This window comes from Bacillus cereus group sp. BfR-BA-01349 (genome assembly GCF_022663795.1).
GTDB lineage: Bacteria > Bacillota > Bacilli > Bacillales > Bacillaceae_G > Bacillus_A > Bacillus_A cereus.
On record NZ_JAKUGE010000002.1, the window covers coordinates 82,979 to 99,012 of the forward strand.

The following is a 16,034-nucleotide window of genomic DNA, read 5'->3' on the forward strand; positions in this document are numbered from 1 at the left end:
TTATGTAAATTATTGATTTACTTTTACCATTGATGGGCGAATCACACGGTCTTTTAGTTTATAACCTTTTTGGAATTCTTCCACAACCGCGTTTGATTCAAATTCACTATCTTCCACTTGCATAATAGCTTGGTGTTCATTAGGATCAAACTGTTTACCAACAGCTTCAATCACTTCCACACCTTCTTTAGTCAGCGCTTCTAACAATTGACGATGCACCATTTCCATACCTTGTAACAAGGATTTCGTTTGCTCATCAGTCGCTTCCACTTGCATTGCTCTTTCAAAATTATCAAGAGCTGGCAAGATGTCTGAAACTAGACTTTGTGCTCTATATTTTTCAGCAGCCTGTTTATCCATTTGGACACGGCGCTTATAATTTTCAAAATCAGCTTGTAGACGTAATGTGCGACCTTCCGTTTCCGTTAGTTTCGCTTGTAGCTCATCTACTTTTTCTTGTAAAAGAGCAGCCTCACTTTTTTCTTCTACAGTTTCTTCACTGTTTTCTGGCGTGACAGCTTCTTCAACTTGCGCTTCTTTTACTTCTTCTACCACTTGTTCGTTACGCTCTTCCACAATATTCACCTCCTTAAAAGGTATTAGGTATCATGCATAGCATGATTACCTAAGCATTATATATTACACACAGCAATGAAAATTTCATCACTTGAGCGAATGTATTACTCTCATTTACTTTTTAAGTCCATCAGTAAATTGTCTCGTAAATAACTGTAACAAACTAATTACACGAGAATATTGCATTCTCGTAGGACCTAAAATAGCAATTGTTCCAAGTTGCTCTTCGCCGATCGAATATGTTGCAGAAATTAAACTACAATCCTCCATAGCCGTCGAAGAGTTTTCCCTACCAATTTTCACTTGAATCCCGACTTGTTTATGACGCAAAATGTCATAAAATTCGGCTTCATTATCAATCATGGTAAGTAAAGATCTAACCTTTTGAATGTCATGGAACTCTGGCTGCGAAAGCATATTTGCTTTTCCTCCAAAGTATATCTTTTCCGATAACGGAACTTGAAATGTACCATCCAACATTTTTATTGCACTATCGTAATTATGAACATACCCACGTAAAACTGTAACAATCTCCTTAAAGATCTTATTATGAAGTTCTTCCATCGGTACGCCAGATAGCTTTTCATTTAAAATATTAACCATTTTTTCTAAATCTGATAAATCAACAGATTCCGGAACGGTAATCGTTTTACTTTGTACATGCCCTGTATCGGTTACAATAATAGCGACAGCAGTTTGACGATCAAGCGGCACAATTTGTACATTTTTAAGTTTATTTGTACTTAACTTCGGTCCAAGAACAATGGCCGTATAATTCGTAAGTTCTGATAAAATTTGAGCAGATTGTTGTGCAATTTTTTCCGCTTCAAAAATTCTTTCAGCAAATAAATCTTTAATTTGTACAATTTCAGCGTTCGGTAAGTTTTGCGGTGCTAAAAGATGGTCTACATAAAATCGGTAGCCTTTCTCAGAAGGAACACGTCCAGAAGAACTGTGCGTTTTTTCAATAAAACCTAATTCTTCTAAGTCCGCCATTTCATTTCGAATAGTAGCTGAACTAAATGTAATTTCATCTTTTTTAGCCAACGTTCTAGACCCAACGGGCTGCGCTGATCCAATAAAGTCATCAATAATTGTTTGTAAAATTAAGAGCTGACGTTCCGTAAGCATCTCATCATCACCTCTGTTAGCACTCTTTGTCTTTGAGTGCTAAATCTATTAATAACTTACCAAAATTGACATTCAATTGTCAACGGAAACGTCACGAAATAATGAAACTTTTTCACGCCTATGGAACATTTAATTAGTCAATCAAAAATGATTGGAATACTTCATTCCCTAATAATTTTCCTTTTCGCGTTAAACGCACATGCCCATCTTCCTCTTCAAGCAATCCCTGCTCTTGGTTGCTTTGTAACTGCTTCGCGAAAACTTGATCCATCTCTACATTAAATTTATTGCGGAACGCCGTTTTAGAAACACCTTTTGTTTTTCGAAGCCCTAAGAACAGCTCTTCTTCCATTCTTTCTTTCTCCGTCACTTTGTGAACATCTAAATACGGAAATCCTGTTTCATCAATTTTATTAAAATATTGCTTCAGCGGACCTACATTTTGAATACGTTCCCCGTTCACATAACTATGAGCTCCAGCTCCAAATCCATAATACTCTTCATTATTCCAGTATGTGAGATTATGTCTACTTTTATTGTCACCTTTTGAGAAATTACTAATTTCATACTGGTTATAACCGTGTTTCTCCATTTCATCCATTACTATTTCATACATTTTCGCTTCATGGTCTTCACCCGGAAGACGCAATTTCCCTTTGTTCATTAAGTTATAAAACACTGTTTTAGGTTCCACAATTAATGAATATGCAGAGAAATGTTGTACATCAAGCGTAAAAGCAATATCTAATGTTTCTTTTACATCTTCTATCGTCTGTCCTGGCAAAGCATAAATAATATCTACATTAATATTTTTAAATCCTACTTCCTGTGCTTCTCGAATCGCGAGGAATGCATCTTCCCTCGTATGCTTGCGCCCGATTTTCTCAAGCAGTTCATCACGGAACGTTTGCACACCAAAACTAATTCGATTCACTCCACCTTCTAGCAGTACATTCAACTTCTCTTTCGGCAGATCTCCTGGATTCGCTTCAAATGTTAATTCACAATTTGGGGCGAACGGACGCAAATGACGATTAATAATCTCGAGTAATTTTTTTGTCTGTTCCATATTTAACGCTGTCGGAGTTCCCCCGCCCACAAAAATCGTTTTTATACTATCAAACGGAACTTTTTGAACCGTATTTATTATTTCCTTCTCTAAATAATCTAAATATTGATCAACCGGTTGGCGTTCAATAAACACTTTATTAAAATCACAATAGTGACAAATGTGCTGACAAAACGGAATATGAATATATGCAGCTTGTACCAAATATAACTCCTACCTTTCTAAAAAGAAAACCTCCGCACTCCGGAGGGTTCTCTACTTCTCTAACGTATTACGAATTTGTTCCATTCGCATTTTTCCCCAATCATACATCATTTCAACGATCGGTAAAAGTGACATGCCTAGTTCCGTCATATAATACTCAACGCGAGGAGGAATTTCGGGATATACTGTCCGATCAACAATTCCATCTTCCATTAACTCTTTTAATTGGTTCGACAAAACTTTATGAGAAATGCTTGGGAATAACCGTTGTAATTCACTGAAACGATGTGGCCCTTCCACACCAAGATGCCACAGTATCACAACTTTCCACTTTCCACTAATAATAGAAAGCGTCAATTCCTTTTCACAATTAAAATTACCATTTTGTATTTTATCTTGAATATCTTTTCGAATATTTTCGGACATTAACAATCTCCTAACTCTATATGAACTAAAAAGCTCTCTCATTATTGTAAATGAGAGCTGCTCAGATGTCTAAAAAGTAATTATACAGAAAAAAGAAGCCGCACAAACGACTTCTTTTTTATTTCAAATATTAGTTGTCATCCATTTTCAGTACAGCCATAAATGCCTCTTGCGGTACTTCTACAGAACCAACAGACTTCATACGTTTTTTACCTTCTTTTTGCTTATCAAGAAGTTTACGCTTACGAGAAATGTCACCACCGTAACATTTTGCAAGTACGTTTTTACGCATCGCTTTAATTGTAGAACGTGCTACAACTTTATTTCCGATAGTCGCCTGAATTGGCACTTCAAATTGTTGTCTCGGAATTAATTCTTTTAATTTCTCTACGATTACTTTACCACGGTCATACGCTGAATCACGGTGTACGATAAATGATAAAGCATCCACTTGTTCATTATTTAAAAGAATATCCATTTTCACAAGTTTAGATGGTTTATAGCCAATTAACTCGTAGTCAAATGATGCATACCCTTTCGTATTTGATTTCAATTGATCGAAGAAGTCATATACGATTTCTGATAACGGGATTTCATATGTTAATGTAACACGCGTTTCATCTAAATATTGCATATCAATAAACGTTCCACGTTTACCTTGGCAAATCTCCATTACAGCTCCAACATAGTCATTCGGAACCATAATTGAAGCCTTCACAAACGGCTCTTCTACACGATCGATAGACTGTGGATCTGGCATATTAGATGGGTTATCAACAATAACATCTTCACCGTTAGTTAAATAAACTTTATAAATAACGCTTGGCGCTGTTGTAATTAAGTCAATCTTAAATTCACGTTCAATACGTTCTTGAATGATTTCCATGTGAAGAAGCCCTAAGAAACCACAACGGAAACCAAATCCTAGCGCTTGAGATGTTTCTGGTTCAAACTCAAGAGCAGAATCGTTTAACTCTAATTTTTCTAATGCATCACGTAAATCGTTATAACGAGCAGAGTCAATTGGATACAGACCACAGAATACCATCGGGTTTAACTTACGGTAACCTGCTAACGGCTCTGCAGCTGGACGTTTCGCATGTGTAATCGTATCACCAACACGTGTGTCACCAACATTTTTAATCGATGCTGCTAAGAAACCTACATCACCTACTGTTAACTCGTCACGTTGCGTAGTTTTCGGTGTAAATACACCTACTTCTGTTACTTCAAATTCTTTACCCGTTGCCATCATACGTACTTTATCGCCAACTTTTACTGTTCCATTTACAACACGGATATAAGCAATTACACCGCGGTACGGATCATATAAAGAGTCGAAAATCATACATTGTAATGGCTCTTCTGAATCACCCGACGGAGCTGGTACTTTTTCAACAATTTGTTCTAAAATTTCTTCAATACCAATTCCAGCTTTCGCAGAAGCAAGTACCGCTTCTGATGCATCTAAACCAATTACATCTTCTACCTCTTGACGTACACGTTCTGGATCCGCACTTGGTAAGTCGATTTTATTAATAACTGGTAAAATTTCCAAATTGTTATCAAGCGCTAAGTATACGTTTGCTAACGTTTGCGCTTCAATACCTTGCGCTGCATCTACTACAAGAATCGCGCCTTCACAAGCCGCTAAACTACGAGATACTTCGTACGTAAAGTCGACATGTCCTGGTGTATCAATTAAATGAAGAATATACTCTTCACCATCTTTTGCTTTATAGTTTAATTGTACTGCGTTTAATTTGATTGTAATACCACGCTCACGCTCTAAATCCATAGAGTCAAGCAACTGAGCTTTCATTTCGCGTTGTGTTAACGCGTTTGTTTTCTCTAAAATACGGTCTGCTAACGTTGATTTTCCGTGGTCAATATGAGCAATAATAGAGAAATTACGAATTTTGGACTGTCTTTTTGCTCTTTCTTCTTTATTCATCTATGTTCTCAACTCCTAATAGTCTCGCCAATATACACTAGCACTGATTATATCAATAGAGCAACAAAGATTCAATGAAAACTCGTGCTGCTTACGATACAAATCATTCTATCTATATCTTATGCGAATAAACCATAAGAGACAAACCCTTTTCAAATTTTAAAACGGCTGTCCTACAAATCAGTAAAACAACCGCCTCCCATGTTACTCTTAGCTAAAAATTCCTTTTATTTTCCCAACAACTATATCCGTCCCGAACTTCGTCATTTCATAAGCTACACTTGCTACCGCCATCCCAATTCCTTCTACAACATTAAAACTTCTTAAACGTTCTAATTGCTGTTGTTTTTCTGAGGCCGAAAACGAGCTACCCAAAATTTCTGATTCAGCACCTGTACTTTCTGTCCCTGTCATATGAGCTATTTGTTCATATGACAATTGCTGATAGCCTTTCATACTTTTCAAACCATGATTAGCAAGTGCCACTCCTGCTATCATCATAAGTAAACATAAAGCTACACTACATATACACAAAAGCGCAAAGCGACTCAAACCATAATCATCCGTTCCCCTCAATGTGTATATGCTCCCGTATTATCTTGATCAATTTGATGATGTAGCGTTGCATTTAAACCACTCGCTATTACATTCGCCATATCCTCAATAAAAGTATCTACTTCTTTTGGGGTTACCATTAAATTATGACCAAGAGGAGATAGCACTTCATAAATCAGCCTTCTTTTTTCTTCTTCTTCCAACGTACCAACAGCACCTAAAAACATATTTCTGCTCTTTTCATCCGGCATATCTTCTTCTGTTAATTTTTTCTTTTCTCCAAATGAAAATCCCGCTGGTAACAAAGATCGTGAAGGTTTATTTCCTTCTTTCATCTCTCGACCAAAATGTTTCAAAATAAAATCAATCGTATCACTTGTAATCGAAACAGCATCGACCACAGTCGGAACACCAATTGCGATAACAGGGATACCTAATGTGTCTTTACTTAGTTCTTTACGTTTATTCCCAACCCCTGATCCAGGATGGATTCCGGTATCAGAAATTTGTATCGTGCTATTTACTCGTTCAATAGAACGGGCAGCTAATGCATCAATTGCAATTACAAAGTCCGGGTTCGTCTTCTCAATAATTCCATAAATAACATCGCTCGTTTCGATTCCTGTAATCCCCATTACCCCCGGCCGAATTGCACTAACAGGCCTAAATCCTTCTTCTACACTTTCAGGCTGCAATTGAAACAAATGTCTCGTTACTAATACATTTTCTACAACTATCGGTCCAAGAGCATCTGGTGTTACATTCCAATTCCCAAGACCTACAATTAAACAGCTTGCTTCTTTTGTAACTCCAACCTCTTCTAAGAAACAAGAAAATTCTTTTGCAAAAATACGCTCCACTTTTTGTTGAAGTTCTGTATCTTGCTGACGTATCCCTTGTACTTCAAGTGTTAAATAATTTCCAGGTTTTTTCCCCATCGCTTCAGAGGCAGCTTCATCAATCGTTACTTTTGTAATTATAGTACCTTCTTCTTCTCTCTCTTTTACAATAACTCCCTGTATCCCTTTTTGTTCTTCTTGGCTTTCTTGCAACATTTGATGAGCTTCTACAGCAAGGTCAGTTCTAATGCTATATTTACTTAAATCTAATGGTTCTTTCATCGTATCTCCTCCGTAATTCATAGTAAATATCGTTAGATTTCCCAAAGTTATATAAGGTCATTCTTTTCTTTACGTGAAATTTCATGGATATACTATTGCAATTCTCTTCACCGTTTGATAGAATATCACTTGTTCTATGTAAGAATCGAGTCATTCGATTGCACCAGGGAGGTGAAAAGTATGGCAAACATCAAATCTGCTATCAAACGCGCTAAACTTAGCGAAGAGCGTCGTGCACATAACGCTTCTATCAAGTCTGACATGCGTTCTGCTGTTAAAACTGTAGAAGCTTTAGTTACTAATAACGATCTTGAAAATGCTAAAGAAGCTTTCAAAACTGCTTCTAAAAAACTTGACAAAGCAGCTCGTAAAGGTCTTATCCACCAAAACGCTGCAGCTCGTCAAAAATCTCGCTTAGCGAAACAAGTAAACGCGTAAGGCGTTTAAAAAACGATCCATTTGGATCGTTTTTTTATATACAAAAAAGTTCATGCACTAAATACATGAACTTTTTTGTGTCATCACATATGATTTAATCGCATTAAGAAAAATTCGAGCACAAGCTTCTTATCCATCTTTCCCGTCTTCATACTATAATCAGCTTCCGCTAATTCTATAATCACTTTTTTTAATTCTTCAAAAGAGAAAAACTTCGTTTGATTCATTGCTAACTTTACACGATACGGATGTACACCAATATGAGACGCAATTTGATTTTGTCCATAACCACGTTGCTGTAGCTCTTTCACTTGATACAACAAGCGGAATTGACTCACTAATAACGCAAGCAATTTAATCGGCTCTTCCTGCTGCGTAAATAATCCATCCAAAATTTGCATTGCACCTGCAATATCTTTTTTCACCACTTTTTCTGTCAAAGCAAATACATTTTGCTCAACTGATTTTGGCACAAGCTCTGCAACAAGTTTCGTCGTAATCTCTCCGCCCATACCAACGTATAACGTTAACTTGTCCATTTCCTTCGCCAACATCGTTACATTACTTCCCACAAGCTCTAGCAACAAACTAACAGCCGCGTTATCAATATGCACATGCACTTCATCTGCACGAGCAACAATCCACTTCTGAACATCCTGTACTTGCATCGCATTCGCTTCTACTACATCTGCTGTTTTCTTTAATAGTTTTGTAATTTTTTTTCGCTCATCAAGTTTTTCGTAAGGCGCAACAAAAACAAGAATAGAAAATGGAGAAGGTTCACCAATGTATTCTTCTAAAATTTTTATATTTTGCTCTAACTTTTCTTTTTGCGAAGTCAAAAATAGCGGTGATTTTATTAACAGTACTTTCCGTTCTCCGAAGAAAGGAAGCGTACGCGCATCCTCAACCACATCTTCTAAATACGCTTCTTCTAAATCGTATGTCACAACATTAAACTCTCGATCTTCTTCTTTAAGTGCTTCTGTCGTAATAAGCTTTATCGTTTCATTTATAAAAAAAGCTTCCGTTCCATATATTAAATATAACGGAGCAAACTGTTTCTTTTTAATTTTTTTATGTATATCACTCATACTTTTTCCTACTCCCTAACTTGGCAATATATATTTATACTAATGCCCTAGCTGTTGTTTTACAAGTACAAAGGAACAGGCTTTATAACCCGTCCCTTTATTTATATTAAACGCCACGCAATAAGCCCCGGGTTTCTTATTGGTGTGCGGTAATCACCTTCCCTTTATTATTCGCAATAAAAATTTGAGTATAAGTGCCAACTGTTAACATGCTTGGAAACGAAAAACTCACATTACTTCATGATTTAAAAGTAACAAAAAAGCTCGTTTTCTCTTCATATGGAAATTGTAGATTTTTTTCTGACAATATTTTATACTAAAGTGGAATGTTGGGGAGGGATTCTAAATGAATGATTTTGAACAAAACGTTCAAAGTAAACGCAATGACGCTATTGATTCAGGGGTAGGATTTATCGTCTCATTTGGTTTTTTCGCAACACTTTTCATCATTGCAACTGTTATTAAATTTATCGGTTCTTAAAGACTGCCACTTCATGGCAGTCTTCTCTTTTTCATCTATTATGTGTTTTATCATATGTGATTTTACTTTTAAAGGTTCCATTTTCCCCTTTAAAAACATAGGAAATAGCACCTTGCTTGTCCGTGCGCCATATCGCACTCCCCATCTTCTCAAAACGCTCTATCACTTCTTTATGCGGGTGTCCATACCTATTCTGCTTACCAACAGATATAATCGCTACACGAGGCTGTATGACGTTCAAAAAAGGCTCTATAGATGACGTATTACTCCCATGATGAGCAACTTTTAAAACATCCACTTGTAAATCTGGATATGCCTCTACTAAAACCTTTTCCCCTTCTTCTTCCAAATCGCCTGTAAATAGCCACTTCAACCCTCCAAATTTTGCCCATATTACAATTGAAGCGTTATTTTCGCTTTTTTCTTTTCCTTTTGGAGCTAAAACGAAAAATTCCGCTTCATTTACACTCCAACTCTCCCCTTCCCCCACTTCAGTTATTTTCATTTCCTTTTCTAATGCCCGTTTCTTTACTACTTTTTCTAATACTGCATCTTTTCCCTTTCGGCCAAATACCACTTCTTTTACAGGTATATATGATAATAATTCTTGCGCAGCACCTATATGATCTGCATCTCCATGCGTTACGATTAATTTATCAATTGTTTTAATACCTTCTTTTTGTAAAAAGGGGATTAATACATCATTTCCAACAGAAAATTCATGCTTTTTTTGTTGCCATTCTTCCTTATTCACACGAAGCGTTCCACCTGTATCAATAAGATAAATCCCTTTATCATACGGAAGGCGAATTAATATTGCATCACCTTGTCCAACATCAATAAATGTTACACTTCCGCTTCCTCTAAAATATGGATATATATAATGACATGTGCTAATAAAAAGAAATACACTCGCAACTATACAAACTATTTTTTTCGGCGCTCTCCTTTCCCAAACCATCAATATACTGACAATACTCGCGCAATATACAGCTACAAGATTGAAGGGCGTTTCCCCGAAGATAAGCTGGGTAAATGGTAAACTTTCACAATAACTCAGAAAATCATTAGACATACTCAAGCCTATTGATAATACATCCGCAAATCCTTTTGCGAGAAACGGGACAATTGGCATACACAGTAAAATAATAATGCTACATGGTAATACAATGATAGATAAAAACGGAACGTATAAGAGATTGAGGAGAATGCTATATGGAGAAAAATAACCAAAGTGATATAACAAAATCGGAGTACTAACGAGCTGTGAAATGATAGAAATATAAATAGAATTTCGGATTACTCCGTTGCTACCCCCTAACAATAACGGAGCAGACAAAAGTAAAGCGAAGCTACCTACAAATGAAAACTGAAATCCAATATTAAAAACAAGATAAGGGTCATATATAAGCATACATATAGCTGTTACACTTAAAGCATCTAAACTAGATAAACGAATCGAGCACATAAAAGCAATCAACATCAAAACTCCTGTTATAGAAGCTCTTATAACAGAGGGTGACGCCCCTGCTAAAACCATATACAAAGGAATACAAACGATAAGGCAAATTGTTGCTACCTCCCTTGTCACACCGCTTCTTAGCAAAATAAAATATACTATCACCATTAACAATACAATGTGCGAACCTGAAATTGCTAACAAATGTACAAGACCAAATTGTTGATATTGCTCTTCCACTTCAAACGTCATTTGTTGTCTATCACCAAATAGTAATGCATTCATAAAAGCACCTGATTGCTCTGGAAACATTTCTGTAACTTTCGAGATTGCTTGTTGCCTCAAAAGAAGAATCCATTGCGTGAGCGACAGTGATGTTTTATAGCATTCAGAAATATATGTAGCCTCAAATGTGAAATGAATATGTTGTTTGTATAAATAATCACGGTAATTAAAACCATGAAAATTCCGAGCTGTTTCCGGTTCTTTCCTCTCACCCTCGAATACACATGATATCCCTGCGTATAATTGTTGCATTTTTTTCTTTTCCAAGACTGATTTGATTCTATAACTTAACTGCACTATATTTTTATTCTGATCTTCAAATTGAAAAGATAGGCGATCCCCATTAACAAGCGGTGTATTTTGTATAACCCCTCTTGTAACTCCATAGGACTCCCCTAGAGGCTTATTCCACGTTTGAACATAGGAAGTGTATATAGCGCTACTAAAGCACGCTACAATACAAAAAATGAAGGTTTTACGCGAAGTGCGATATAAACAGAAGAAAACATTTAAAAAGAGGCAAAAAACTATCAATAAAAGTGACGAGGAAAAAGCAATTGCAACCCCTATTATAAACGAGATTGCAACATACCCCCATTGTTCCTGCAACTTATACTCACTCCTTATAGCATCATTTTTGCTTTCGTGAATACATGCTGTAATTCTTCCATTGATAAATTATCTTTTTCTAAAGACGCAAATAATTCTTTCAACTCTGTATAACGTTTTTGCTCCTCTAATGCAGCAATATCATATTCTAGCGGAACGTGCTTCACTGTTACGTTCGCTTGTTCAAATAACTCTATGGCGTATGGATGATTTTTATAATCCTGTGCATAATAAACCGCTGTAATACCACTTTGAATAATCGCCTTACAACATTGTAAACAAGGGAAATGCGTAACGTAAATTTCTGCTTCCTCTGTTTTCGCACCAAACTTGGCACATTGTAATAAAGCATTCATTTCGGCATGAATTGTCCGAACACAATGATTATCGATTACGTAACAACCATCATCTATACAATGTACGCCACCTTTAATTGAACCATTATACCCACCAGCAATAATTCGTTTATCGCGAACGATTGTCGCTCCTACCGCAAGCCTTGTACATGTACTACGCAAAGATAGTAGATGGCTTTGCGTCATAAAATATTGATCCCATGAAATTCGTTCCATATTTTTCACCTACTTTTTTGTCTACTTGTAGTGTAGCGAAAGAAGAAAAACTTCGTCAATCTTTTACGGAATAATAATTTGATCTTTTATCTTTTCAAGAGACTTCGCACCAATCCCATCAATCTCTAATAAATCTTCTATTTTCTGAAACGGACCATGTTCTTCTCGATATTTCAAAATACTTTCTGCCTTTCGAGAGCCAATCCCTGTAATTTTTTCTAGTTGTTCTTTCGCCGCTGTATTTATTCGAATCTTGCCATCTTCCTTAGAAGAAGTAAGCACCCCTTGTTCTGACTCATTTTTACTCGGTATATAAAGAAGCATTTGATCTTGTACAATTTGTGCTAAATTTACTTTTTTCATATCTACTTCTGATAAAAAACCACCCGCCTTTTGAACCACATCCTTTACGCGATCTCCTTCCTTCATTTCATATACCCCTTCTTTACTAACCGCTCCTTTCACATCAATTATAATTGTTCTTTTCTGTTCCTTTGTATCCGATATTTTCGGTTTACCCTTTTTTTCTATCTCCTTCTCTTGTACATTCATTGTAATAGGCGTTCGTTCTACACTCTGATTCGTTTTCCAAAAAACAAGAAAAAGTAAAGTTCCAATAATAGCTACTAAACCTAACCACTTTTTCGGAAAATCCCACATCATTTTACACCTCTAATCATAAATTTATAACATCATTCATATTGTTTAGGAGAAAGCTGTTACGAAGGAGGGATGAAACTTTGAACATAGGAATTATAGGGACAGGAAACATGGGAAATATACTAATCGATGCATTTTTAGAAACCCGTGCTGTCAAACCTTCTTGCCTTACAATCATTAATCGGACGCCTGCAAAAGCATATCATATAAAAGAAAAATACCCTTCTGTTCAGATAGCAAAAACAATCCCGGAAGTAATCGAACAATCACAACTTATTTTTATTTGTGTTAAGCCGATAGATATATACCCTATCCTAAAAAAATACGCTGAACATTTTTCTGATGAAACGTGCTTAGTTTCTATTACAAGTCCAATATCTCCATCACAATTAGAGACTCTCGTACCTTGCCACGTCGCGCGTATCATTCCAAGTATCACAAATCGCGCGCTCTCTGGCGCCTCACTATTTACATTTGGAGATAATTGCTCTGAAGAATGGCAACAAAAACTACTTCGTCTATTTAAAAACATTTCTACACCTCTTGTAATAAAAGAAGATATAACGCGCGTTTCATCTGATATAGCAAGTTGCGGTCCTGCTTTCTTTAGTTATTTACTACAATGCTTCATTAACGCTGCTGTAGATAAAACAAATATTACACACGAAGAGGCTACTACTTTAGTAAGTGAAATGGTCGTGGGGATGGGGAAATTACTTGAAAAAGAAATCTTCACATTACCTACCTTACAAGAAAAGGTTTGCGTGAAAGGCGGCGTTACTGGGGAAGGCATTCGGGTTTTAGAAGAACACGTTGGAGATATGTTCCATAAGTTAATCGAGCGAACACATGAAAAATTTGATGAAGATTTAGAATGCGTTGATCAGCAATTCAATAAACACACATAATAAATACGTCATTTTCATTCCAAATCCTTTTTATAAATACTTACTTTTTTACAATACATTTTCACTTCAACTACTATTCCCACACTTTACGCATACGATCTTTAGATTATGCTAGAACTAAAAATACATCTTCTTTATAAAACAAAAGCAACCTTCTCGGTTGCTTTTGTTTTTATCCGTTTTTCTTCGCCATGAAGAAAATACGCTCTGTTTGTTCTGTAACTTCAAGTCGCTCAAAATCACCTGTTACACGAAGCACTGTAAAGCCTGCTTCTTCAAGCCATTTCGTTAACTCTTCCACTTGATATGCACGTTGCACGTGACATTCGTCAAACCGATGGTACACATCTTCTTCTGGATCTTGAACAAAGAATGTTAAATCATGCTCTACACTATTTGATTCTTCACCAGGGAAGCAATTCCAAATAAGAGATATTTCTTCTCCATTCACTGTATACGTTTCATTTTGAAATACATGATGTATTTTATATAAAGAGTGTACATCAAATAAAAACAAACCATCTTGACGTAAATGGTGAAATACTCTTCTAAATGTTTCTTGTACTCCATCTTCTTGCAATACATAATTTAATGAATCACAAAAAATCGTTACACAGTCAAACTCACCCGGAACATCAAGCTCGCGCATATCTTGTTGGTAAAAAGGAATAAAATGCCCTTCTCCGCCTAGTTTTTGCTGAGCGACTGTTAACATTTCTTCTGAAAGATCGACACCTATTAAATCGTAACCCTTTTGCACAAGCGGCAGGGTTACATTACCTGTACCGCATGCTACATCAAGAATTTTTGCCTCTTTCATACCTGCCTGCTGTAAACTTCCCTCTGTAAATTCCACCCATTTATCATAAGGGACATCATTCATTAGTTCGTCGTACAACAATGCAAATTGTTCGTATTTCATTGGCCTAACTCTTCTGTAATATCTTCACGTGGCACATCGCCCCATAGACGCTCTAAATTATAGTGATTACGCTCATCTTTATGGAATACATGAGCAACTACATCTCCAAGATCAACTAATACCCAACGTGCTTCGTCAAACCCTTCCATACGTTGTACGTCGATTTGGAACTCATGTGCTTTTGATTTAATTTCACGTGCAATTGCTTGTACTTGTTTATCTGAATTACCGTGACAAATAATGAAATAATCTGCAATTGGTGAAATACCTTGCATATTTAGGACAACCATATCTTCTGCTCTCTTATCATCAGCTGCCTTTGCCGCTAATACTAATAAATCTTTATCGTTCATTTACTCATTTCCTCCTTGATAACTGCATTGTATGTTTGGAATGTTAATGGATAAATCGTCTGATCTTTTTCCATTAAAAATTGAATTGTTCTCTTTAACGCAAATAATAAAGCTTGATTTATATCCGTATATGCGAGTTTACGAGCCTCTTCCACTCCTGGAAACTTTCGCCCAGGTTCAATGTAATCAGCTACATAAATCACTTTATCTAACATCGTCATATTCTCATGACCACTTGTATGATATGTAATAGCTTGCAAAATTTCAGAATCCGTAATGCCTACTTCTTTTTCTACTAAGTATGCCCCAACAGGTGCATGCCATAACTCTTTGTTATAGCAAAGTAAATCTTTCGGCAAATCTTCACGTTTAATAATCTCTTCCATTTCTGAAATTGCTCTACATTTCGCATAATCATGGAATATAGCTGCCATCTCTGCTTTTTTCTCGTCCACACCGTATAACTTAGCAAGCTCAATCGCTGTCTCCATTACACCAATCGTGTGTATATAACGTTTTTCATGCATTTGTTGTTTGACAATATGCAGTGCATTCTCACGATTCATACAACCCATTCCTCTCGATATATACCTGTACTTTTTCAGGAAGTAAATATTTACACGTTTTCTTCTCTTTATATCTCTCACGTAATAAGGATGAAGAAACTGCAAATTCCGGAATTTCCACTGTAGTAATCTTATATGGTGTATGCAATGTATACCCAGGTCTTGCAACTCCAACAAACGTTACAAGATTAAGTAAAGCTTCAATGTTATACCACTTCGGTAAATATTCAACCATATCCCCACCAATAATAAAGTGAAACTGCACATCCGGATACTTCTTCGTCAATTGTAACATAGTGTCATACGTATAAGATGGGCCCTTCCTACTTAGCTCTTCTAAACAAATAGAAAAGTGTTCTTCTGCCTCAGTCGCGAGCTCCAACATATGTAAACGACTTTCTACACTTGTAATATTCCGCCCTTGTTTATGTGGCGGAATCTGGTTTGGCAAGAACCATACTTCTTCCAAGTTCAAAGCGTGATATACTTCATTTGCAATTAGCAAATGTCCATAGTGAGGCGGATCAAATGTACCGCCAATGATGCCAATTTTCCTCAAAAGAAACGCCCCTTCCTTTTATATACAGCAACTCTCCTCGGTTAGGAATGAAGAGAGTTGCTATTAATAAAAGTTCAATTGGTTTCGCTCTC

The 16,034-nt window shown here is 36.4% G+C and carries 18 protein-coding genes; 3 read left to right on the top strand and 15 right to left on the bottom strand.

What is annotated here, in order from left to right; genetic code table 11:
- Positions 1-9 precede the first annotated feature (9 nt).
- From grpE to gpr, 7 genes are all read right to left on the bottom strand, one after another.
- Positions 10-576 (bottom strand): nucleotide exchange factor GrpE, encoded by a 567-nt coding sequence (gene grpE / locus MR169_RS01730; RefSeq protein WP_000392711.1) that lies wholly within the window; start codon positions 574-576, stop codon positions 10-12.
- Between the two features lie 114 nt (positions 577-690).
- On the bottom strand, positions 691-1,707 hold the full coding sequence (gene hrcA / locus MR169_RS01735; protein ID WP_000954941.1) for a heat-inducible transcriptional repressor HrcA: 1,017 nt from the start codon (positions 1,705-1,707) through the stop codon (positions 691-693).
- Positions 1,708-1,840: 133 nt separating this feature from the next.
- Positions 1,841-2,980: a radical SAM family heme chaperone HemW gene (hemW, locus tag MR169_RS01740; RefSeq protein ID WP_044795883.1), complete on the bottom strand. Its 1,140-nt coding sequence runs from the start codon at positions 2,978-2,980 to the stop codon at positions 1,841-1,843.
- A 51-nt stretch (positions 2,981-3,031) separates the two neighbouring features.
- Positions 3,032-3,406, bottom strand: a complete 375-nt coding sequence (locus MR169_RS01745; protein ID WP_001293539.1) for a winged helix-turn-helix transcriptional regulator — start codon at positions 3,404-3,406, stop codon at positions 3,032-3,034.
- A gap of 130 nt (positions 3,407-3,536) precedes the next feature.
- Positions 3,537-5,360, bottom strand: coding sequence for an elongation factor 4 (gene lepA / locus MR169_RS01750; RefSeq protein WP_001030951.1), 1,824 nt, complete (start codon positions 5,358-5,360; stop codon positions 3,537-3,539).
- 210 nt (positions 5,361-5,570) lie between these two features.
- Positions 5,571-5,936 (bottom strand): YqxA family protein, encoded by a 366-nt coding sequence (locus MR169_RS01755; protein WP_001215034.1) that lies wholly within the window; start codon positions 5,934-5,936, stop codon positions 5,571-5,573.
- Complete coding sequence (gpr, locus tag MR169_RS01760; protein ID WP_242318797.1) at positions 5,933-7,036, bottom strand: GPR endopeptidase; 1,104 nt, start codon at positions 7,034-7,036, stop codon at positions 5,933-5,935. The genes MR169_RS01755 and gpr overlap by 4 nt, the downstream gene beginning before the upstream one ends.
- Positions 7,037-7,216: 180 nt before the next feature.
- Between gpr and rpsT the strand changes: the two genes are divergently transcribed.
- Positions 7,217-7,474, top strand: a complete 258-nt coding sequence (rpsT, locus tag MR169_RS01765; RefSeq protein WP_001274011.1) for a 30S ribosomal protein S20 — start codon at positions 7,217-7,219, stop codon at positions 7,472-7,474.
- 83 nt (positions 7,475-7,557) lie between these two features.
- Here the strand turns inward: rpsT and holA are convergent, their stop codons facing one another.
- The gene (gene holA / locus MR169_RS01770; protein ID WP_242318798.1) at positions 7,558-8,568 is read right to left on the bottom strand and encodes a DNA polymerase III subunit delta; all 1,011 of its coding nucleotides are present in this window, start codon (positions 8,566-8,568) and stop codon (positions 7,558-7,560) included.
- 346 nt (positions 8,569-8,914) lie between these two features.
- On the opposite strand from holA, the gene MR169_RS01775 reads away from it, so the two are divergent.
- On the top strand, positions 8,915-9,049 hold the full coding sequence (locus MR169_RS01775) for a YqzM family protein (protein ID WP_000997609.1): 135 nt from the start codon (positions 8,915-8,917) through the stop codon (positions 9,047-9,049).
- 31 nt (positions 9,050-9,080) lie between these two features.
- On the opposite strand, the gene MR169_RS01780 is transcribed toward MR169_RS01775, so the two are convergent.
- The 3 genes from MR169_RS01780 to MR169_RS01790 all read right to left on the bottom strand — a co-directional run bounded on the left by MR169_RS01780 (position 9,081) and on the right by MR169_RS01790 (position 12,637).
- Positions 9,081-11,402, bottom strand: coding sequence for a DNA internalization-related competence protein ComEC/Rec2 (locus MR169_RS01780; RefSeq protein ID WP_061663045.1), 2,322 nt, complete (start codon positions 11,400-11,402; stop codon positions 9,081-9,083).
- A gap of 14 nt (positions 11,403-11,416) precedes the next feature.
- Positions 11,417-11,974, bottom strand: coding sequence for a ComE operon protein 2 (locus MR169_RS01785; protein WP_000439773.1), 558 nt, complete (start codon positions 11,972-11,974; stop codon positions 11,417-11,419).
- 63 nt (positions 11,975-12,037) lie between these two features.
- On the bottom strand, positions 12,038-12,637 hold the full coding sequence (locus MR169_RS01790) for a helix-hairpin-helix domain-containing protein (RefSeq protein ID WP_242318799.1): 600 nt from the start codon (positions 12,635-12,637) through the stop codon (positions 12,038-12,040).
- A 77-nt stretch (positions 12,638-12,714) separates the two neighbouring features.
- Here MR169_RS01790 and comER point away from each other — a divergent pair, with 77 nt between their 5' ends.
- Complete coding sequence (comER, locus tag MR169_RS01795) at positions 12,715-13,542, top strand: late competence protein ComER (RefSeq protein ID WP_001020560.1); 828 nt, start codon at positions 12,715-12,717, stop codon at positions 13,540-13,542.
- A gap of 172 nt (positions 13,543-13,714) precedes the next feature.
- Here comER and MR169_RS01800 read toward each other — a convergent pair whose 3' ends face one another.
- Genes MR169_RS01800 through nadD form a run of 4 tightly spaced genes read right to left on the bottom strand, consistent with a single transcriptional unit; the run spans position 13,715 to position 15,942 of the window.
- Complete coding sequence (locus tag MR169_RS01800; RefSeq protein ID WP_000873080.1) at positions 13,715-14,464, bottom strand: class I SAM-dependent methyltransferase; 750 nt, start codon at positions 14,462-14,464, stop codon at positions 13,715-13,717.
- Positions 14,461-14,817, bottom strand: a complete 357-nt coding sequence (rsfS, locus tag MR169_RS01805) for a ribosome silencing factor (RefSeq protein WP_000998173.1) — start codon at positions 14,815-14,817, stop codon at positions 14,461-14,463. The genes MR169_RS01800 and rsfS overlap by 4 nt, the downstream gene beginning before the upstream one ends.
- Positions 14,814-15,383 carry a bis(5'-nucleosyl)-tetraphosphatase (symmetrical) YqeK gene (gene yqeK / locus MR169_RS01810; RefSeq protein ID WP_001078477.1) on the bottom strand — a complete coding sequence of 190 codons (570 nt, stop codon included), beginning with the start codon at positions 15,381-15,383 and terminating at the stop codon, positions 14,814-14,816. The genes rsfS and yqeK overlap by 4 nt, the downstream gene beginning before the upstream one ends.
- Positions 15,373-15,942 carry a nicotinate-nucleotide adenylyltransferase gene (gene nadD, locus MR169_RS01815; protein WP_001226048.1) on the bottom strand — a complete coding sequence of 190 codons (570 nt, stop codon included), beginning with the start codon at positions 15,940-15,942 and terminating at the stop codon, positions 15,373-15,375. The genes yqeK and nadD overlap by 11 nt, the downstream gene beginning before the upstream one ends.
- Positions 15,943-16,034: the final 92 nt, after the last annotated feature.